Origin of the sequence: Dongia sp. (genome assembly GCF_041918875.1) — a bacterium.
Taxonomy (GTDB): domain Bacteria; phylum Pseudomonadota; class Alphaproteobacteria; order Dongiales; family Dongiaceae; genus Dongia.
The window spans coordinates 81,112-98,739 of sequence record NZ_JAYRUV010000001.1 but is presented as its reverse complement, the minus strand read 5'-3'; the positions used below and the strand labels follow the sequence as shown (position 1 = coordinate 98,739).

Annotated in this window: 14 protein-coding genes; 4 read left to right on the top strand and 10 right to left on the bottom strand. The window is 58.0% G+C overall.

Annotation, left to right across the window (positions count from 1 at the left end; translation table 11 throughout):
• Positions 1 to 20: 20 nt before the first annotated feature.
• Complete coding sequence (locus ACE3TY_RS00450; protein ID WP_374649848.1) at positions 21 to 1,343, bottom strand: nitrate/nitrite transporter; 1,323 nt, start codon at positions 1,341 to 1,343, stop codon at positions 21 to 23.
• A gap of 252 nt (positions 1,344 to 1,595) precedes the next feature.
• Here ACE3TY_RS00450 and ACE3TY_RS00445 point away from each other — a divergent pair, with 252 nt between their 5' ends.
• Positions 1,596 to 2,336 carry a helix-turn-helix domain-containing protein gene (locus ACE3TY_RS00445; protein ID WP_374649846.1) on the top strand — a complete coding sequence of 247 codons (741 nt, stop codon included), beginning with the start codon at positions 1,596 to 1,598 and terminating at the stop codon, positions 2,334 to 2,336.
• Here the strand turns inward: ACE3TY_RS00445 and ACE3TY_RS00440 are convergent.
• From ACE3TY_RS00440 to mobB, 3 genes are read right to left on the bottom strand one after another with little or no spacing between them, the layout of a single operon-like run.
• Positions 2,329 to 4,806, bottom strand: a complete 2,478-nt coding sequence (locus tag ACE3TY_RS00440; protein ID WP_374649844.1) for a bacteriohemerythrin — start codon at positions 4,804 to 4,806, stop codon at positions 2,329 to 2,331. The two genes, ACE3TY_RS00445 and ACE3TY_RS00440, sit on opposite strands and share 8 nt — an antisense overlap.
• Before the next feature lie 24 nt (positions 4,807 to 4,830).
• Positions 4,831 to 5,265 carry a bacteriohemerythrin gene (locus ACE3TY_RS00435; RefSeq protein WP_374649842.1) on the bottom strand — a complete coding sequence of 145 codons (435 nt, stop codon included), beginning with the start codon at positions 5,263 to 5,265 and terminating at the stop codon, positions 4,831 to 4,833.
• A gap of 25 nt (positions 5,266 to 5,290) precedes the next feature.
• The gene (gene mobB / locus ACE3TY_RS00430; protein ID WP_374649840.1) at positions 5,291 to 5,872 is read right to left on the bottom strand and encodes a molybdopterin-guanine dinucleotide biosynthesis protein B; all 582 of its coding nucleotides are present in this window, start codon (positions 5,870 to 5,872) and stop codon (positions 5,291 to 5,293) included.
• 497 nt (positions 5,873 to 6,369) lie between these two features.
• Between mobB and ACE3TY_RS00425 the strand changes: the two genes are divergently transcribed.
• The 3 genes from ACE3TY_RS00425 to ACE3TY_RS00415 all read left to right on the top strand — a co-directional run bounded on the left by ACE3TY_RS00425 (position 6,370) and on the right by ACE3TY_RS00415 (position 10,812).
• Positions 6,370 to 7,359, top strand: coding sequence for a zinc-dependent alcohol dehydrogenase family protein (locus tag ACE3TY_RS00425; protein ID WP_374649838.1), 990 nt, complete (start codon positions 6,370 to 6,372; stop codon positions 7,357 to 7,359).
• A 124-nt stretch (positions 7,360 to 7,483) separates the two neighbouring features.
• Positions 7,484 to 7,900, top strand: coding sequence for an iron response transcriptional regulator IrrA (gene irrA / locus ACE3TY_RS00420; RefSeq protein WP_374649836.1), 417 nt, complete (start codon positions 7,484 to 7,486; stop codon positions 7,898 to 7,900).
• Positions 7,901 to 8,565: 665 nt separating this feature from the next.
• Complete coding sequence (locus ACE3TY_RS00415; RefSeq protein WP_374649834.1) at positions 8,566 to 10,812, top strand: hypothetical protein; 2,247 nt, start codon at positions 8,566 to 8,568, stop codon at positions 10,810 to 10,812.
• A 219-nt stretch (positions 10,813 to 11,031) separates the two neighbouring features.
• On the opposite strand, the gene ACE3TY_RS00410 is transcribed toward ACE3TY_RS00415, so the two are convergent.
• Genes ACE3TY_RS00410 through nosZ form a run of 6 tightly spaced genes read right to left on the bottom strand, consistent with a single transcriptional unit; the run spans position 11,032 to position 17,623 of the window.
• A complete protein-coding gene (locus tag ACE3TY_RS00410) occupies positions 11,032 to 12,054 on the bottom strand; it encodes an FAD:protein FMN transferase (RefSeq protein ID WP_374649832.1) in 1,023 nt (340 codons plus the stop codon).
• On the bottom strand, positions 12,051 to 12,563 hold the full coding sequence (locus ACE3TY_RS00405; protein WP_374649830.1) for a nitrous oxide reductase accessory protein NosL: 513 nt from the start codon (positions 12,561 to 12,563) through the stop codon (positions 12,051 to 12,053). The genes ACE3TY_RS00410 and ACE3TY_RS00405 overlap by 4 nt, the downstream gene beginning before the upstream one ends.
• Positions 12,560 to 13,384 carry an ABC transporter permease subunit gene (locus ACE3TY_RS00400; protein WP_374649829.1) on the bottom strand — a complete coding sequence of 275 codons (825 nt, stop codon included), beginning with the start codon at positions 13,382 to 13,384 and terminating at the stop codon, positions 12,560 to 12,562. The genes ACE3TY_RS00405 and ACE3TY_RS00400 overlap by 4 nt, the downstream gene beginning before the upstream one ends.
• A complete protein-coding gene (locus ACE3TY_RS00395) occupies positions 13,381 to 14,364 on the bottom strand; it encodes an ABC transporter ATP-binding protein (protein WP_374649827.1) in 984 nt (327 codons plus the stop codon). The genes ACE3TY_RS00400 and ACE3TY_RS00395 overlap by 4 nt, the downstream gene beginning before the upstream one ends.
• The gene (locus ACE3TY_RS00390; RefSeq protein ID WP_374649825.1) at positions 14,361 to 15,680 is read right to left on the bottom strand and encodes a nitrous oxide reductase family maturation protein NosD; all 1,320 of its coding nucleotides are present in this window, start codon (positions 15,678 to 15,680) and stop codon (positions 14,361 to 14,363) included. Before ACE3TY_RS00390 ends, ACE3TY_RS00395 begins: the two co-directional genes overlap by 4 nt.
• Before the next feature lie 5 nt (positions 15,681 to 15,685).
• Positions 15,686 to 17,623, bottom strand: coding sequence for a TAT-dependent nitrous-oxide reductase (gene nosZ, locus ACE3TY_RS00385; protein WP_374649823.1), 1,938 nt, complete (start codon positions 17,621 to 17,623; stop codon positions 15,686 to 15,688).
• Positions 17,624 to 17,628 lie beyond the last annotated feature (5 nt).

Below are 17,628 nucleotides of genomic sequence, written 5' to 3'. Positions count from 1 at the left end.
GTTGCTCCATCGAAATGAATTCAGTGTTGCCGATGCGTCTCGGCCAGTTCCGGCAGGTATTGCGGGCCGCGCAGCGACGGTATTTGGCGGCGCTCCATCCGGCGGATGGCGAAATGCATCCAGACGAGCGCAATCGCGACCAGCAGGAAGAGCAACATGAAGCAGCTCGTCCATACGCCAGTGACATCGTTCATGAACCCGAAGGCGAAGGGCAGAATGAAACCGCCGAGCCCGCCGATCATACCGACCACGCCGCCGACCGACCCGACATTGTTGGGGAAGTAGACTGGGATGTGCTTGTAGACCGCAGCCTTGCCGAGCGACATGAAGAAGCCAAGCACGAAGGTCAGGATAGTGAACGGGACGAGGCCGATTTCAAAACTGAAGGTAATATCGCCTTTGATTCCATGAACGACATATTCCGTCGCCGGATAGCTGAGGAAGAAGGTGCAGATGACGCTGACGGCGAAGGTCCAGTACATGATGCGGCGAGCGCCGAATTTGTCCGAGAGCACGCCGCCGAGGACGCGAAACAACGAACCCGGAATCGAGTAGGCAGCACCCAGCATACCGGCGACACGGATGTCGAGATCGTAAACGCCGACATAGTAGCGTGGCAGCCACAGGGCGAGCGCAACGAAGGCGCCGAAGACGAAGAAATAGTAAAGGGAAAAGCGCCATACCTGCAGCGACACCAGGGGTTGCAGCTGCTCTGAGAAGCTCTGCCCACGCGCCTTGCCAGCGCGGCGAGCCTTGAGGGTCGGCTCATCCTCGGCCAGGAAGTAGAAGGCAATCGCCGTCACGAGGAGGCCGATGGCCCATATCTGGGCAACCATCGTCCATCCGAACGCCACCATGACAAAGGGGGCCAGGAATTTTGTGACCGCCGCGCCGACATTGCCCATGCCGAAGATACCGAGCATGGTCCCTTTCCGGGCGGCAGGTGCAAAATCAGCCACATAAGCGATACCGACCGCGAAGGAGCCGCCGGCAATGCCGACGCCAAGAGCAGCCAGCAGAAATGCCGGATAGGTCGTGGCATAGGACAGCAACCAAGTCGCGGCGGCAGCGGCCACCATGACGACCGTCAGAACACGCCTGCCGCCGAACTGCTCAGCCCAGATACCCAGTACCAGGCGGATCAGCGAGCCAACGAGAATCGGCAAGCCGACGAGAAACCCGAATTCGGTATCGTTGAGGCCCAGATCCTGTTTGATGCGCACGCCGATAATCGAGAAAATTGTCCAGACGGCGAAGCAGATGGTGAAGCTGAATGTGCTAAGGCCGACGGCACGAATGAGGCCATCATTCGCCGTTTGAACTGGATTCGACTGGCTTGCCACGAGCTTGCTCCTTGAAGTGTCAACTAACCATCGGCCAGGCCCCCGCTCCGGCCCTTGATATGAATCAAGAGCGCACTCGGCGATTCATATTTTTATTGTTTGTTTTCAATAATCTGACCGTGATCAATGATTGACTTGATTATTGTCAATCAGAGTTTGGATAATCATTCAGGTGGATGGTGAGGATTGCATTGCGGGTGTGGCCTGCGGCACTTTCCATCGCTGTATTGAACACAAGGGAATCGAAGGCGGATGGAACAGGCGCACCTAACGGCCGTACTCGGCTTTCCTCTCTTCGCCGCGCTGTCGGACGAGGCCCGCGGGCGCCTCCAGGCCGAGGGTTTCGTGCAATCACAGCCCGTTGACGCCATTCTGTTCGAACAAGGCCAGGGCGCGCAGTTCCTGCACGTAATCCTTAGCGGCAGCGTCGCCCTGGTGGGTTCGGCTGCGGCCACGGAGGCATCTGTCGATGTTCCGGCGGACGCGCAAAGCCGCGTTGTCGTGGACCGTGAAGCGATCATCGAGATCTTCGGTGCCGGCGATGTGGTGACAATTGCCGCGGTGCTTCTCAATCTCCCCTACATGATGTCGGCGCGAACCATCGCGCCATCGCGCATTGCCTATCTTCCGGCACCGCTCATTCGCAGCTTCCTCGACAACGAGGCATCTTTCGCCAAAGCCGTGGCGATGAAGCTCGCAAAGCACTGGCGCCTGCTATCGCGCCAGCTGAAGGATCAGAAACTGCGGTCCGGCACCCAGCGGCTCGGTGGCTACCTTCTGTCCTTATCCGACGGCCGCATGAACGGCGCGGCGACGATCGATCTCCCGGTCGATCGCAGGACACTGGCCAGCTGGCTCGGGATGTCAGCGGAAAACCTGTCAAGATCCCTGGCGCAGCTCAAATCCATCGGCGTCCATGTCAGCGGCCGCCACACCCAGATCGACGACATAGCGCGCGTACGCTCATTCTGCCTCGAAGACGACCTCAGATAGTGGATTGTCTGCGTAGAAATGCCGCCAGGCGCGTATCTTCAGTTGAGATATGCGTCATCCACCAGCTGCTCAGCAGATTGAGGAGATCGATGCCGGCCTCGTGATGGCCGCCGGAAAAGCGCTCTTGCAGTCGCGTCAGGCGCTTGACGAAACTGTCATGATGCCGCCGATGTTCGGCGAGTTCCGGATAATGGCGCTGCTCCATAAGCGCTTCCTCATGCGTGAAATGATTGCGCGTATATTCCATCATCTTCCTGAATGCCGCGTCGACCTCGCTGCCGGCAGCGGCCGAGACGATAGAGGTGTGCAATTCGTTGATCGTCGCCACGATCCTCCGATGCTCGGTATCGATGACCTGCTGGCCGATCGTCAATTCGTCATTCCACTCGATCAGGTCGCCAGACGCACCACCATCTGCCGTACGTACCTTGTCGAGGAAACTGGTGACACTGTGCTTCAGAACCTTGGTCTGCTGCGAGAGATCCTGCGAGGACACCGATATTTCGGCGGCAAGGCCGGCCGACCGCTCGGCCGATGACAGAACACGGTGAATGCTGGTCGTCACCATCGCGCTGCCCGACGATGCCTGCTCGACATTGCGTGCTATCTCGGCCGTAGCAGCCCCTTGCTGCTCGACCGCGGCCGAGATAGAGGCGGAGACTTCATTGATCTGCTTGACCACATCCGTGATCCGGCCGATCGCGGCGGCCGTGTCACTCGTAGACGATTGTACTTCGCCGATTTGACGGCCGATTTCCTCGGTCGCCCGCGCCGTCTGATTGGCCAGGGACTTAACCTCGCTGGCCACCACGGCAAAGCCGCGCCCAGCCTCGCCGGCGCGGGCAGCCTCGATCGTCGCATTGAGCGCCAGGAGATTGGTCTGTTCGGCGATATCGGCGATAAGATGGACTACTTCGCTGATGTTCCCGACAGTGGTAACCAGGGATTTCACCTTGTCGCCCGTTCCATCGGAGATATTCGCCGCCAGCTGGGTCACGTGCGCGGCATGTGCGACCTGCCTGGAGATTTCCTGGATCGAGGCCGCCAATTCCTCCGTCGCGCTGGCAACGGATTGGATGTTCGTTGTCGATTGTTCGGCCGCGGCGGCGACCGATGCGGACTCGTTCTTGGTATCCGCCGCACCCTTGTCGACGCCGCTGGCCGTTTCACCCATGACGTGTTCGGCATGTACAAGCCCGTCAAGGATGCTCCGCATCGTCAACTCGAATTGACCGATGTAGGAATTCACCTTGGTCTGCTTGTTATCGCGTTCGCGCTGCGCGTCCCGCTGCTCGCGCGCGAGCGCGTCGGCGCGAACCAGCCCGTCGCGGAATACAGCCACCGACTTGGCCATGGCCCCGATTTCGTCTCCGCGCCCGGCCCCGTCGATCGGCACGGAATGATCACCTTGCGCCAGCTTCGTCATGACACCAGTCATGCCGGCAATTGGCCGCGTTATGCTGCGGACGATGGCGAGACCAAGAACGAGCGTCAGCATAAACAGAATCGTCGACGCTCCGGCAAAGAACAGCATGGTGTTCCTGGCTTCCTTGCCCAGCGCCGCCGTCTGTGCCGTAAGGTCGGCTGCGATTTTCCGCTCCACCTCCTCATAGGCATCGATTTTGCGCGTGACGGCGGCGAACCACCGGCCCGCATCCACGCCCTCGGTCGACCCGGTCTCGACGCTTGAAAATGCCACCTGACGCAGCTTTGCCACTTCGTCAAAAGATACGGTCTTTTCGAGACTGTCGACTGCAGCCCGCTGCGTCTCCGACGCAAATATGCGAAAGCGATCGAAATAGGCCGATTGTTCGGAGATTAGCCCGACGAAGCTCCGATAGATGAGTGGATCGAACTTCCCGGCCCCGAAACCGGCACCGCCCATGGCGCGCTCCACCCCAACGCGCTCCTTGGCCTGCAGAAAGCTGGCATAGGCTGTAATCGCACGGGTGACTTCGGCATTGTGACTGAGCCGTGCCATATGCTCGACGATCGGAAGGAGACTGCGAATGGCCGGCGTATAGAAAGCCGCCATCGCGTCAACCGAGGCAGACAGATCCTGCACGGATTTTCGCGCCACCGCCAACTTTGCCAACCGCTCGTTTGAATCGGCGATAAGCCGATGTATCGCCGGATCGAAGATCGCCGGATCCTGACCATCGATCGCAGCTTGCAGGTTCGCCAGTTCGGTATCCGTCGCCCGATATTGCGATTTCAGTTCATCGCTATAGCGGCCGCCGTTGCTGCCGATATATATCGCCGAAGTTCCGCGTTCGCGCTGCAACTCGTGCACCAGGGCACTGACCATGGGCGCCAATTTGGACAGGGCGCCGAGATCCTTCATTTCGGACCATTGGCGCAGCTTGGATTCGGCAGCAACCGCCGACATGATAAGCAAGCCGACGATAGGAATGGCAAGGCCAATAAGGACGCGGGTACCGATACTTAGATTGTTGAATGAACGCATCATTGCTGAGCTCCGTCACACCGAGCTTCAATAGCCGGCTATATTCATCAGATGCGACTTATAGTCGAGGTCGTGCCGGACGATGAGGTCGATGATCCTTATCTCCAATGATGCAACCAGCTCGCGATGCTCGGGCGCATCGCCATCCGCCCTGGCCACCATGTCGCCGAACTCCTGCAGCATTACCTCGATCCGGTGATGCTGCGCCACATGTTCGGCATAGCGCGGAAATCCAACCTGCTCGAGTATCTGTTCCTCGTAGCGGAAATGTCGCAAACAGATTTCGGTGAAGTGGGCTAGGCCGGCTTTTACCTCATCCCAATCGCCGCCAGATCTCACCAGCTCTTTCAATTTCTTGCTGCCATCGATGAGCGCCATATGCTGAGCATCGATCTCGGCATTTCCGGTCTCGAAAGCAGCAGACCAAGTGAAGTTCGACGTGCTCGGATAGGCCATCTTCATCACCATTGTCCTTGCGCGAGCTGGATCAGGCGACAATCCGTTCTGGACCGTTGCGCCTCGCGGATTGTTCCCTATGAACCTGGCCGTCGTAAGGCCGGCTGGACGCCGGATTTTCCCCCGTATCGAGCGCCGCCGCAGCGATAAACGCCGCAAGTTCCTCAACTGCATCCGGTGCGAACTGAGGTAAGGAAGTGGCGAGCGTCGTGTCGGTAACAAGCGCGACGATCGATGGGTCGTCAGGATAGTTCGGGCGACGATCCTGACCGTCCAGAACGATTTCGCATTTGGGATAGGGCGAGAGATGAAAACCTTCGACAATGACAAGATCGACGGGGGACATCCGCTCAAGGAGAGCATCCACTTCGGGCTCATCCGGACTGCGATATTCGGTCATGATGGCCGACCGGAATGCGTTGGCGATCATGACTTCGCGGGCGCCGGCTTCTCGCAGTGCATGGCTTGCTTTGCCAGGTCGATCGAGATCGACATCGTCGCCGACTCGCTTCAGCGTCGAAACCCTCATTCCTTTGTCATTGAGTTCGGCCACGATCCTTGGCACGAGGCGGTTCTTGCCGCGACAGTTGCCGACAATTCCAAATGCGCGCATCGCATGTCCTTCACGGCGGGGGCGTTTGCTTGAAGAATGCAGTATTGCGAGAACAGGCAGCGCAGCAGTTGACCCAGATCAACCTTACGTAGATATACAGACACATCACTCTACAATTGGCATTTATTCGGTAGTCGTATGAATTCGATCACAGAACTACATGATATCGATCAATATATGCCCAGTATGGTCGAGCCGGATTTTTTTCGTCGCGTCTGACAATGGTAACGAAATGCCGAGACGGATCGGCTAAGCACAACGCATCACCGAAATATCCGCTTTCTTGGGACTGCCCTCGGGTAAGTTCACTGCAACATTTCTTCGATCAATGTCTGCGGCGGATCGACACTGCAGATCGCAGGGGCTTCGCCTCATTTCGAGTCGACTTGATTCAGCTCAACGACGGCAACCACGGTCGGCAAGAAGCTTTCGCGATGAGGCCAGAGAGGTATGGCATCGTGACAGGTCCAACGATATCTGATCCGGGTGCGGTGGGCATGGCGATGGTGCTGGAGGCACCGGGCTACGCATTGCAGAGGCAGAGACGCACATGGCCCATGCCTGGAACGGGCGAAGTATTGCTGAGGGTACGCGCTTGCGGCGTTTGCCGTACGGATCTTCATATCGTCGACGGCGAGTTGACGTCCCCGCACTTGCCTTGCATTCCCGGCCATGAGGTAATCGGGACCGTTCTTGCACGCGGGGACGGGGTCACCGCGCTGGCTCCAGGCGACAGAATAGGCGTGCCGTGGCTGGGCTTCACCTGCGGTATCTGCACGCAATGCCGTGCCGGTCGCGAAAATCTCTGCGAACACGCGACCTTTACCGGCTATCAGCGAGACGGCGGTTATGCCGACTTCATGATAGCAGATGCACGCTTTTGCCTTCCCATCCCGCCATCCTACACCGACGAGGAAGCAGCACCGCTTCTCTGCGCCGGGCTCATCGGCTACCGTGCCTTGCGCAAGGCGGGCGACGGCCGACGGCTTGGGCTCTATGGGTTTGGCGCGGCGGCGCATATCCTTATTCAGGTTGCTCGATATGAGGGACGCCAGGTTTATGCTTTCGTCAAGCCAGGCGATCCTGCAGCCATGTCCTTTGCCAGAGACCTAGGTGCCATCTGGGCGGGCCCATCTGGAACACAGCCGCCCGAGGCCCTTGATGCCGCCATCATCTTCGCACCGGTCGGCTCTCTGGTGCCTGCCGCGTTGCAGGCCGTTCGGCCCGGTGGCCGCGTTGTTTGCGCCGGCATCCATATGAGCGACATACCGAGCTTTCCTTATCGGCTCCTATGGATGGAGCGGGAGATCGTGTCGGTCGCCAATCTCACGCGCCAGGACGGCATCGATTTCCTGTCGCTGGCACCGAAAATACCTGTTCGTACGCAGGTGAGCGCTTATTCCCTGACGGACGCCAACGATGCCCTCGCCGCTCTCAGGCTCGGGCAAATTCATGGCGCCGCCGTGCTCGTACCGGATCAGCAGTGAAGACTGTTGTGAATTTGGCATGTAGAATGCGATAATTTCTACGAACGATACTTACTATTCATCTATCGCCTGCTTACGACTTGCATCGTGCTTTCTTCAACATGCCGAAAGAGCCTGTCTCAGAATGACCAGTTCCCGCAACTTCACCAACATGATTGACAGACTTCGCTCCGCGGGCCTTCGTCCGACAGCTCCGCGCTTGACAATTGCAAAGTTCCTGTTTGAAGAAGGCGATCGTCATGTGACAGCGGAGGAACTGCAATTCCTTTCCGCATCCCGTCGTCACTCGATAGCCCTCGCGACGATTTACAATACACTTAAGCAGTTCAAGGACGCGGGCCTTCTCCGCGAGGTTATGGTTGGGCCCGGACGGTCATATTTCGACACAAATGTTACGCCGCACCATCATTTCTTTCTGGAAAACGAAGGACGGCTGATCGACATACCGGAAAGCGCCGCCACCGTTCACGTCTCTGAGGTTCCACCCGGCACTGCCTTGGATAGAATCGACGTCGTCGTTCGCATCCGGACGATAAAATAGCGCCTCGCCCACGACGCTGTGGGACTAAATCGAAAACTTGCAATCTACTGCTGCCCAGCGTGCGCGGCACAATTTGCCGGCATTTTTTGCCGGCCAATAGGCAGTTATTGCCGTTGGGTACGGCTTTTTTCTTTATTTTCAGGCCTTCCGCGGTATGCGACGCCTTGTCGCAATTACGCTTTTCTACTGTCCCTGGCTGGACTCGTTTCATCTTTATTGGAATGTCTGGTCAATATCCGTTTTGATCGATGCGTTCACCACCAGTTAATCTTGATGTTCCGGCATTCTCTCATTTCTTCTCTCTAAGCTTGTTCTAATTCCGAGAGCGACTCCATTTCCATCTTCCTGTCTCGTCGAATTTTTGAGTCTGGCTTGACTTGATTATTTATCTTGATGGCCTTCTGTGTTGCCGGGACTATTTTGATCTCTGCCCGTCTGGGCACGGCAATCATCATTACTCTACTTATTTTTCTTCTTAGATCGATTCTCTTCGCAACCTAAATAGCGACAAGCTCTCGCGATCAACTCATCGAGGGCATCGTTTCATCAAACTTCGGCTGAGACGTGGCACGCTGGCTTAAGCGCTGCTTATCGCTCCTTCGGCAACGATCATTGGCATAAAGGCCGATGAGACGTTGGACACATGACCCGAAGGAGACAATGTCATGACCAACATTCAGCTTCCGTCCAGCATTCGCTCGAATCTGCTTCTGTTGCAGCAAACAACGAAAGATCTCGCGACCACCCAATTGCGACTCGCGACAGGTAATAAGATCAATTCGGCGCTCGACGGTCCGGCGGGATACTTTGCTGCGAAAGGATTGTCGCAGCGCTCTGGCGATCTCACGGCTCTCAAGGACGGCATCGGCCAGGCAATCAGCACCATCACCGCCGCCGACAAAGGCATCTCGCAGATCGAAGCACTGGTGGAACAGGCGCGCGGCCTGACGACACAGGCGATGAGCAATCTCGGCAGCGATGCCAATGCCGTCAAGCTCAGGAAGTCGTTGTCTGATTCCTACAATACCTTGTTACGTCAGATTGACCGACTCGCGCAGGACAGCGGATATCAGGGCAAGAATCTCCTTGTCGGTTCAGGCCTGCGTCTGGATGCCACCGCCACATCGAAAACGGCGACGAATGCCTTGCAGGGCATCTCCGGAGCGAGAGCGACGAACGTCACCGGCGCCGACAATTACAAAGTGGAAGTTGTTGGCGACGGCGCCATCAGCGGAAACAGTCGCGACCTCGCCGACACGGAACTGCGTTCTGGCCTCAGCAATATCAACATTTCGGGGTTCCTGGACAGCAACGCTGGCAACTTTGATGCCGTTCAGATCAAAGTCAGCGGCGGTGAGGGCAAGGATAAGACCTTCACTATCTCCGAAGGCAATGAGACGCACTCTTTCACCTTGACACAGGATCAATGGAAGGATGCGAAGGCAGTCGCCACGCCGCTCCGTATTGCAACGAGCTTCAAGAGCGGCACCAACGTCTCCTTCGAAGTCGATTTCGACAAGATCGAAGATGTGCCGGATACGGCTGGCGTCAGCGTTTCGACGATCGAGAAGAATACCAATCTTCGCGTCGTCGTGACCAATGGCAGCGGCGAGACCGTTGTCCGCGACGGCATGAACGAGCTTGGGCTCGCCAAGCTGTCGAACGGAGAAAATGCATTCGCCTTCGATTCCGGCACGGCTCGTCTTGTCATCGACGAGCGTCAGATTCTGAAAGCGGCCTCGTTCGCGGATACTGCGGGCTCTGCGTTCGGAGCGGGCGCGCAGGCCATTGCAACGGTGACGGGTCAGACCATCGCGGCTGACGAAACTTACACCCTGCAAGCCAGCGCAGTCGAAGCCAATTTCAACTACACAACCGGCCGCTTCACGACTTACACCGTCAGCGCGACCGGAAGCAGCGGCAATGCCATCACGGTTGCCGGCGGTGCCACCTATGCGGTGACGAGCGCCAACGCCGGCACAGCCGTCGCTGTCGCCAACGCCACCAACACCAACAGCAACAGCGTCACCTTCGACTATTCCGCCCTCAATACCATTACCACGGCGGCGGCCGCGACCGCGGCTGAAGTCGCTGCGACAGCAACGGCCACCGGTGGCCTGACTGCTGCCAACTTCGTGACCGATACGATTACCGGCTTTGCTGCGAACGGCGTGACCCAAGTAACCATCGAGATCGACGCGACCGACAACACCAACGCAACGCTTAAGCTGTCGGATGGCGTGGGCGGCAGTGCGGTGCTGAATAATATCGATCTGAGTGCCGCCGCTGCAAACCTTCGCTTTGACATATCCGGCGGAGCGAATGACGGCGCCGTCCTGCAGATGGACGTAAGTGCCTTGGTCACGAACGGAACCAAAGGGACTCTCACTTTCAAGGTCCGTGGTGAGTTCACCGGGCAGACCACCCCGGCGCAGTTCACCGTTCGTAACGGCCAGGTCGGCGGCACAGCCACGCTCGCGACAAAGCAGGTCGTCGATGGCAGCAGCGCCAACGACCTCACGGTCCAGTTCAATGAGACGAATTCCAGCCAGGTGCAGGTTGTCAGCCAGAATGTCCAGACCGACGGTCAGGGGCTGCGACTGGATTTCGCTCAGAATTCCTGGAACGACCGATCCGATATCGACAATGCCGTGGCACAGCTCGACAGCGCCAAGCTGACGCTGCGAGCAGCCGCCACGACACTGAGCACCAACCTCAATATCATTCAAAGCCGCGAGACCTACACCGTGGAGTTCAGCAATGTTCTGACCGAGGGTGCCAACAAGCTCATTCAGGCCGACCAGAATGAAGAAGGCGCCAACATCCTCACGCTGCAGACGCGGCAGCAGCTAGGGACGATCTCCCTGTCCCTCGCCAATCAGGCACAGCAGGCAATTCTGCGCCTATTCTAAGCGTATAACCTGGGGCGGCGAATCTGGAGAAGGCAACGGCCTATCCGATTCGCTGCTCCAGTCCGCACCCGCAGCTATCATGTCACGATTTCTTGGCGGACACGCCCGCTAGTCCGACCTATCGGTAACGCAATCACACACAAGATATTTTCGTCGACCATGTCCTAGCAGGAATGGCAACCGGGTCGCGTTCGAGAACGTTGAAATGCCGCAAAAGACTCAGCCGAGCTGTACGATCTCTCCGCCGCCACCTTGGATGATATAAGCCTGCGCGGAGAATCGCTTGAGCAACGGCGGGAAATCACGAGAAAGGTCGGGCAGAAGCGCCCCCAACGTCGACAGACCGTCGGCGACGACGGCCGAGGAAGCCGCCACCGTCACGCTGCGCTGCGGATCGGCACAGAGCAAGCGTGTCGGATCTATGATGTGATTGAACTTCCCCGCCAAGTCGAAACGCATACCGGACCCTGCCGATGTCGCCACAGCACCATCGACGATTTCCAATGTTGCGACGATCCTCTGCCGGTCGATCGGTGACGGAACGGCGATCCGCCATGGCGATCCGTCCGCTTGCGGGCCAGGCACAAAGACTTCACCCATATTGACTAACGCCTGTCTAAAGCCATGGTCCTTCAACACCGCGCCGACCCTGTCACTGATATAGCCCTGCGCGATTCCATTGAGAGTCACCTGCATGCCCCGCCGGGCCAGCACAATGCGATCTGGCGCCAGGGCAATACGCCGCCAATCCACCAGGGCACGCGCATCGGCGAGATCCTCCGGGCTCGGCCCTTCCGCTGCCCCTCTCTCATCCGCAAAGTGCGCCGCCAGCAGGGCCCAGAGAGGCTGGACCGTCGGGTCGAATCTGCCATCGCTGAGTTCGCCCAACAGCCGCGCAAGGGATAGGAGTTCGAGCAGCTCGGCCGGGGGAGTATCGAGGATGCCATCCCTGTTGAGGCGGACCAATGCCGAGTGAGGCTCATAGAGGCTGAATATCGCCTCCAGCCGCTTGGTCTCTGCAAGGCATGCAGCGACAGCCTCGGCTGCCATGCCCCGATCCTCCGCATAAAGCGTGAGATCCGCCTGTGCACCGAGGATGATCCCCTGCCAGCGATAGGGCCCTGAAGCGGCTTCCGCCCTCTTATCGCCAAAAGCCAGAATCGCCCCGCCGGCCACGATTGAAAGAAAGCGTCGCCGCGATGTCTTGCCAACCTGCCGAATAACCATGTTGAACTCCGTCAACTGTCTCCACCCGCGATTTCTGCCGTCAATGCGGCCTTGGCCGTCTCGAAATCGACTACCTCGCCACCGAATTGCTGGCTGAATGTCAATGCCGCCGCCTTGTCGGCGAAGGGCACCGCCTCCTTCTCGCCCATCGCACTGGTCCGGCGGCTTCCTACGACATAGAAGGCGCCTTCGATATCGATCCATGCGCCGGGTGCCGGCTTCTCCCAACTTCCTTGCGCCATGTCGTTCACATAGACCGCCAGAAGATCGTGCGGTTGGGCAAGCTCCGTGGCCAGGAACATGAACGCCTCGCTGATCGAGGCGAACCAGACTGGATCAGCCTGACCGCGCAGGAAAAGCTGCGCTTTCGGCCCTTCATGTTCCGGCAGAGACATATGACAGAAATAGGCCACGGAACTCGAATCCGGCTCGCGCGGCGGCGGCAGGGATGCGGCTTCGTCCGGACCGCAGGCGGACATAGAGAGAAGAACAGCGCAGGCGCCGGCAGTCAGCCATTTCTTCATGATTCACTCCTGCAGAAGCGCCAACCGGCAAGCAATAGCGGAATCCCGATCCAGGCCGTCAAGGCCGCCAGAAGGGTTGTGGGTCCGAATTGGGCCTGAGCGCTGAGGCCTGCCATTCCGGAGAAACTGCGAATATTCTCGAATACAGTGAGGTTGACGAGACGGTAGATGTCGGCAGGGTTGGCGAGCAGCAGATAAGGGAAAATGGATTCGTCGATCCAGCCCTTGCTGCCGATCAGGATGCCCATCAGGAAAAGGTCGTAGATCACCACCATCACAAACCATATCCCGATGGCAATCCCCGCCGCCGTGCTGCGCTCCCGTACCGACGCGCTGACCCAGTAGGCGAGAGACAGAAATGAGCAGCCGAGCATGATCGATGTCACGATCAGGCCGCCAAAAGCACGCCAAGATGCGGCATCTGTATCGCCGCCAAGGGCAACAGCCGCACCCGCGAGCCCATAGCCAACAAAAGTCGCAATGCTTAAGATACCGGTATGGCCGATAAATTTCCCCAGCAGAATCTGGGTCTTGGTAATCGGGTAGGTCAAGAGCAGCAGCATGCAGCCTCGTTCGACCTCTCCCACGATTGCGTCATAGGATATAAGCAGAGCGATCAGTGGCATCAGAAATATTGTCAAGCTCGACAGGCTCACCACAACAACGGCCAGCGGCTTGACGCCGAGTTGCCCGGTCGGGGCACTGCCGAGGAATGACAGAGCGAAAGCTAGACCTGCCAACAGGAGTGTCGCGCCTAGCACCCAGCGATTGCGCAATCCATCGCTGATTTCTTTCTGCGCAAGAATAAGAGCGGCACTCATGCGTCACCTTCGCTCAGATCCTGAGGTTGAGGACTGAAATATCGGTAGATCTCGTCGAGTCCGGGATGCCGGATATCGATATCGGCAACAGCCGGACCTAATCCGACCAGCCGGGACAGCATCTTCATTTTGTCGCCAACCGGGCACCAGAGGTCGATCCCTCTGCCGTCGCAGCTGATTTCAGTCCTGACGTCCGGCATTTGAAGCGCGTCAAGGAGAGGTTCCGGCCCTTCCCGGCAGGTAATGGCAAATCTAACCGGAAGGTTGGCCTGCATCCGCAGGCGCTCGAGCGGACCGAACGCCGCCATGCGACCGCCATTCATGATCGCCACTAGATCGGTCTTCGCTTCGAGTTCCGTAAGGATATGCGACGAAATGATAACGGTGGCGCCGCGGCCTGAAAGCTCGTCGACGATCGCAAAAAACTCTCCGCGCGAGCGTGGATCGAGACCGGTCGTCGGCTCATCCAGCAACAGCAGTCTCGGATCGCCCAGCAGCGCCTGTGCCAGTCCCAGACGCTGTCGCATACCCTTCGAATACGTCTTGACCCGGCGTCCGGCCGCAAAGGCAAGCCCCACGCGCTCGATGAGCCGGCCGCATTCCGATAGCGGCACACCTTTCAGCCGCGCATAGAAACTGAGCGTCTGCGTACCCGTCAGTTCATCGTGAAAGGCGACATTCTCAGGCAGGAAGCCGATATGCCGTCGTTGTCCCAACCCGGCATCGGCCGGTGCCCCGCCCAAGACCTGTAACTTGCCACTGCTCGGACGGGTCAATCCGAGGATCAGCTTCATCAGCGTCGTCTTGCCTGCCCCGTTATGTCCAATCAGGGCAACACTCTTCCCGGCCGGAATGGATAGTTCGATCCCGTCCACCGCCCGATGCGCGGCATATTGCTTCACCAACGCACGGGCGAGAACCGCATACCCGCCTTCGGCCTCGGGCTGAGATATCTCCGCAATATCCGTCATGACGTTCATGATGACGATTCCGCCTTCCCCTCTTCCCAGATGATCTCCGCCGGGATCTCCGGCATCGGTCGCGGTGTTCTCGGCGGGCTCATCAGCGGATATGAATCGACCACACCACCCGGATAGAGTGCGGGAAACTGACTCTGGCCGACGCGCAGAATCTCCATTGCTGGGCTTGAAAGCAGCAATTTCGACAGCGGGTAGCGCCACACCACCCAGTCGACAATGTTATTGGGGCGATAGGCTGTATCCCCTATGCCATCGCCATCGAGGTCGAAGGCTGGATTATCGCTCCAGTAATTTCCGTGACCGTCGGCCGACCATTCATATGATTTTGTACCGGCGTAGCGCATCTGCACGCGATTTCCAACGAATGCATTGCCGGCAATCACATTCGCGTCGGATCCCGTTACATGCACTCCGACACCGCATCCTTCGAAACGATTGTTCCGCAATTCATTTTGCACAGCGAGATAGACGAACAGGCATTTGTCGGCAGAGGAGTAAACCAGGTTGTCGAGAATCTCTCCCTTGCGCGCCGAATTCAGCATCAAGCCATAGTCACGATCGCGTGCGCTGACATTGCCTACTACCTTGAGAGAATCGGAATACATCAATGCATAGCCGACATGATTTCCAATCGACAGATTGTCGCTGACGGAACCGCGCTTGGAATACATGAAATGCACAGCAAAGCGTAGCTTTTCGAAGATATTGCCGGCTATGACATTGTCGCTGCCCAATTGCACGAATATGCCGTCGCGCCCGCCCGCAACGTCGTTTCGTTCGACGCGCGATCCGACATTGTTCCACATGTGGATGCCGTTGCCGCGGTTATTGAGCCACAAGTCATTCCGATTCCGGATGACATTGTGCTGCACCAGTGCATTCTTTGGGCCATGCAGGCTGATCCCGAACAGATTGCCCTCGACTATATTCCTTTCAATCAGCGGGTTGTCGGCTCCTTGCGCCACGTAGATTCCGGCATCGATTTCCGTGCTATTTGTGCCGGACCCGGTGATGTGCAGCATGCGAACGGTGACATCGGGCGCCTCGATACGAATGACGCTGCCTGTCGCATTGCCAACCACCCACGCCTGCTCAGGGCCGATACCTTCGAGTGTCAGCGTTTTTTCGATAACAACAGGCCCTTCGTGCCTGCCTGGCAGAAGATGCAACGTATCGCCCGGCGCCGCGGCGGCAATGGCTGCAGCCAGGCTGCCGCGGCCGGGGATTACATCTATCGTTGCGGCATGGGTGACAGCCGGCAAACTCCCGCAGCCGAGTATGGCAAGAACGAGATACTTTGCCGACCGCCACCGCATGGACGTTATGCTTCGACCAGCATCTGCCCCGACATCTCCATATGGAGCGCATGGCAGAACCACTGGCAATAGTAGTAGAATACACCTGGTTTATCGGCGATGAAGGTAACGGATGAGGTTGCCTGCGGGCCGATCTCCATAGCGACGCCATAGTCCACCAAAGTGAAGCCGTGCGTGAGATCGACGACGTCGTCGATATTGGTTTGGATGACCGTCACCTCGTCACCGACCTTCGCCTTGAAGCTGGTGACGCCGAAGGCGGGAGCGGCGGATGTCATGTAGACACGGACTTTGTTGCCGTCGCGGACGACTTTATTGTCCTCCTCCAGCTTCACCCCGTCCTTGGCAGCCAGCTGCCGAGCGTCTTCCCACATCGGGTCATCACGCTTCCAGATCTCCACCGGATTGATCATGTTGGCACGCATGATAGTGCCGTCATGCGGTTCGGCGAAATTAGGTCCGTCATGGACCAGCTTCATCTCATCGCCCGAAATATCGATCAATTGGTCGTTTTCAGGCTTAAGCGGTCCCACATTGATGAAGCGGTCTTTCGAGAACTTGCACAATGCAACCAACCACCTGCCGTCGGCGTCCTTGGTCTCGCTCATCGATGCGTTGACATGACCAACCTGATAATTCACGTCAAGCTTCTGCCTGATCGGATTGACCTTCTCGCCTTTAAATTGGCGTAGCGCATCGTCGATGTTCCATTTGACGATCTGCGAGTCAAGGAACAGGGATGTGTACGCGTTGCCGCGGCCGTCGAACGATGTGTGCAGTGGCCCAAGCCCCAATTCGACATTGGCAACAATAGCCGAAGTCGGCTCCGCCTTGCCGGCAAAGATATCGTCAAGCTTGTCCCATTCGATCACCGTCGTGGTGGGCGACAGTTTGCCGTTGATCACGAGATACTTGCCATCCGGCGCGGCATTACAGCCGTGGGGCGAATTGGCGATCGGAATATAGAGCGTGAACGGCGACTTCGCATCCTTCGTGCCGTCGACGACCGGTACGCCGTTTATCGTCTCCGCCTTGCCGGCAGCGACAGCTTCCTCAATGGCCTTGATGTTGAAGATGACGACATGATCCGTTTCGGACGAAGTCATATCTTCGACGGTAAGGCCCTCCTCCGAATTGTAGCAGGTCGACGCGGCGTACTTTCCCTTGTAGTCGGCATCGTTATTGTCGAGATTGCCGCTGACCATGACCTGCCAGGCGACCTTCATGGTGTCGCCGTCAACTGCGGTGAAGACCGAACGCCATTTCTTGTGATCTTCCAGATCGCGCCCGTCGTTGATCAAGGGAACCCGGTTCTCGCCGTTGCAGAATACATAGCCAGTCTTCGGATAGCGCTGCACACGGAGCCCGTGGATAGAATGGGCGTTCGGAATTTCGATGATCTTATCGGTCTTCATGACATCGAGCCGGATTCGCGCCAGGCGAGTATTGGCCTTGTCATTCAGAAAGACATACCGACCGTCATACGACCCATCCGTCACGGACGGACGCGGATGGTGGCAATCGCCATTATCGAAGGTCTTTAGACCGCGCTTGGCAAGCCTCTCACGGGTTTCCGGCATCAATCCTTCGGTGAGGATCTTAAGGCTTTCATTCGTCTGGCCCCAGCCGGTCGCGCTGCACCGGTTGAATACCGGAATGCGCAGCAATTCGCGCATCGACGGCAAGCCAAGGACCCGCAGCTCGCCGGTCTGGCCACTGCTCCAGAAGCCGACATATTCGTCGAGCTTGCCCGGCGGCACGCTGGCCGCATCGCCTTCCGCTGCGATAGCCGCCTTTGGGGCCATCATGACAGCCGCACCGCCACCGACAACGGCGCCGCCGGCGCCTGCAACAGCCAGCGTTGACATGGCGACGCCACCGCCCAGGATTTCGCGACGGCTGATTCCAGTCGCGGTCGGAGTATCCTCTCGCTTGTTGGTCATGATTG